Source organism: Humidesulfovibrio sp., from assembly GCF_035560995.1.
Lineage (GTDB): Bacteria > Desulfobacterota > Desulfovibrionia > Desulfovibrionales > Desulfovibrionaceae > Humidesulfovibrio.
In genome coordinates this window covers 1-2181 of the sequence record NZ_DATMYK010000192.1, presented here as the reverse complement: position 1 = coordinate 2181, position 2181 = coordinate 1, and the positions used below count along the sequence as shown (strand labels likewise).

2 protein-coding genes are annotated in these 2181 nt (G+C 67.8%); both read left to right on the top strand.

Features of this window, described 5'->3' with window-relative positions; genetic code table 11:
* Positions 1-169 precede the first annotated feature (169 nt).
* The gene (locus VN419_RS07580; protein ID WP_325646109.1) at positions 170-667 is read left to right on the top strand and encodes an Lrp/AsnC family transcriptional regulator; all 498 of its coding nucleotides are present in this window, start codon (positions 170-172) and stop codon (positions 665-667) included.
* 54 nt (positions 668-721) lie between these two features.
* A complete protein-coding gene (gene hemL / locus VN419_RS07575) occupies positions 722-1993 on the top strand; it encodes a glutamate-1-semialdehyde 2,1-aminomutase (protein WP_325646107.1) in 1272 nt (423 codons plus the stop codon).
* Positions 1994-2181 lie beyond the last annotated feature (188 nt).

Here is a 2181-nt window from a genome sequence, read left to right as displayed (position 1 = left end):
ACAGCGGCTGATGTGCGCCCCTCATACCCGCTGGCGCAGGGCGAGGCAAGCCCCTGCGGGAAGCCTCGTTTCCGGCGCCCGGCGAGTTGCCAGCGGCCCCGGCCTCGGATACAAGAACCCGTCCCGCGAAAGCCTTGGCGGGCGTCACCGTTAAAAAAGCGAGCGCAGCATGAGCAAGAAATCCCCCGCGCCTGTGTTCACCGAAACCGAGCAGCGCATCCTGGCCCTGGCGGGCGCGGACCTGCCCGATTCTCCCACGCCCTTCGCCGACATCGCCGCCCAGACCGGCAGCACCGAGGCCGAGGTCATCGCCCTCATCACGCGGCTGAAGGCCGACAAGGTCATCCGCCGTTTCGGGGCCACCCTGCGCCACCAGAAGGCCGGCTACGGGCACAACGCCATGGTCGCCTGGCGCGTGGACGACCCGGACGAGGCCCTGAGGGTGGGCGAGGCCATGGCCACCCGGCCGGAGATCAGCCACTGCTACATCCGCCGCACCTACCCGCAGTGGAAGTACAACATCTACACCATGATCCACGGCAAGAACCCCGGCGACACCGCCCGCGTGGTGCAGGAGCTGATGCGCGACACCGGCGTCACCGACAACCAGACCCTGGCCTCGCTCAAGGAGCTGAAAAAGACCTCCATGCGCTATTTCCAGGCCTGATCGCTGGAAGAATAGCCAGGCATCCACGCAGAGAAAAACAAGGGAGAATCCGCCATGTCCAGCCAGTCCGAGACCTATTTCGAGCGCGCCCAGAACATTTTGCCCGGCGGCGTGAACAGCCCGGTGCGCGCCTGCAAGAGCGTGGGCTGCGAGCCCCTGTTCATCCACCGCGCCAACGGCAGCCGCATGTGGACCGTGGACGGCGACGAACTGCTCGACTTCGTCATGAGCTGGGGTCCCATGCTGCTGGGCCACGCCAATGGCGAGGTGGAGGAGGCCGCCATCTGGGCGCTGAAAAACGGCGCCAGCTTCGGCGCGCCCTGCCCGGCCGAGGTGGAGCTGGGCGAGCTCATCCGCGAGATCATGCCCGGCATGGAGATGGTGCGCATGGTGAGCAGCGGCACCGAGGCCACCATGAGTGCGGTGCGCCTGGCGCGCGGCTACACCAAGCGGGACAAGGTGCTCAAATTCGACGGCTGCTACCACGGCCACAGCGACGGCTTCCTGGTCAGCGCGGGCAGCGGCGTGGCCACGTTGTGCATCCCCGGCACGCCCGGCGTGCCCGACGCCATCGCCAACCTGACGCTTTTGGCCCCCTACAATGACCTCGGCGCGGTTGCGGCCCAATTTGAAGCCCATGCCGACGACATCGCCTGCGTCATCGTGGAGCCGGTGGCGGGCAACGTGGGGCTCATTCCGCCCGCGCCGGGCTTTTTGCAGGGCCTGCGCGACATCTGCACCAAATACGGCGCGCTGCTTATCTTCGACGAGGTCATCACCGGCTTCCGCGTGGCCCTGGGCGGCGCGGCCGAACGTTTCGGCGTGCGTCCGGACCTGACCACCCTGGGCAAGATCATCGGCGGCGGCTTCCCCGTGGGCTGCTACGGCGGCAAGAAGGAGATCATGGCCCACATCGCGCCTAGCGGGCCGGTGTACCAGGCGGGCACCCTCTCCGGGAACCCGGTGGCCATGGCCGCGGGCATCGCCACCCTGAAGCAGCTGGCCAAGCAGGACTACGCGGCGCTGGAAAAGCGCACCGCCGCCTTTGCCGGCGAACTGGCCGACATTCTGCGCGCCAAGGGCCGCAAGGTGACGCTGAACCAGCTGGCGTCCATGTTTACGCTTTTCTTCACCGAAACCCCGGTGACGGATTACGCCACGGCCAAGACCGCCGACGGCGCGGTCTACGGCGAGTTCTACCGCCAGATGCGCGCCCTTGGCGTGAACCTCGCGCCCTCGGGCTTCGAGTGCGCCTTCACTTCCTTCGCCCACACGGACGAGGACCTGAAGAAGGCCCTGGACGCCGCGCGCAAGGTGACGCTCTAGCGGAAGGCCCCGGCCATGCAGTGGAGCGGGAACGGCTATGTCGTCACGGACGACGCGGCGCTCCTGGACAGGGAGGCGGTGTACGCCTTCCTGCGCGAGTCGTACTGGGCCAGGGGCCTGGCGCGGGAGGTCTTCGAGCGCTCGGTGGACAACTCCCTGTGCTTCGGCCTGCTGCAGACCGGGCCCGG

Coding starts and splice junctions, on each gene's coding strand:
- VN419_RS07580 (WP_325646109.1), top strand. CDS start 170: ATGAGCAAGAAATCCCCCGCGCCTGTGTTCACCGAAACCGAGCAGCGC.
- hemL (WP_325646107.1), top strand. CDS start 722: ATGTCCAGCCAGTCCGAGACCTATTTCGAGCGCGCCCAGAACATTTTG.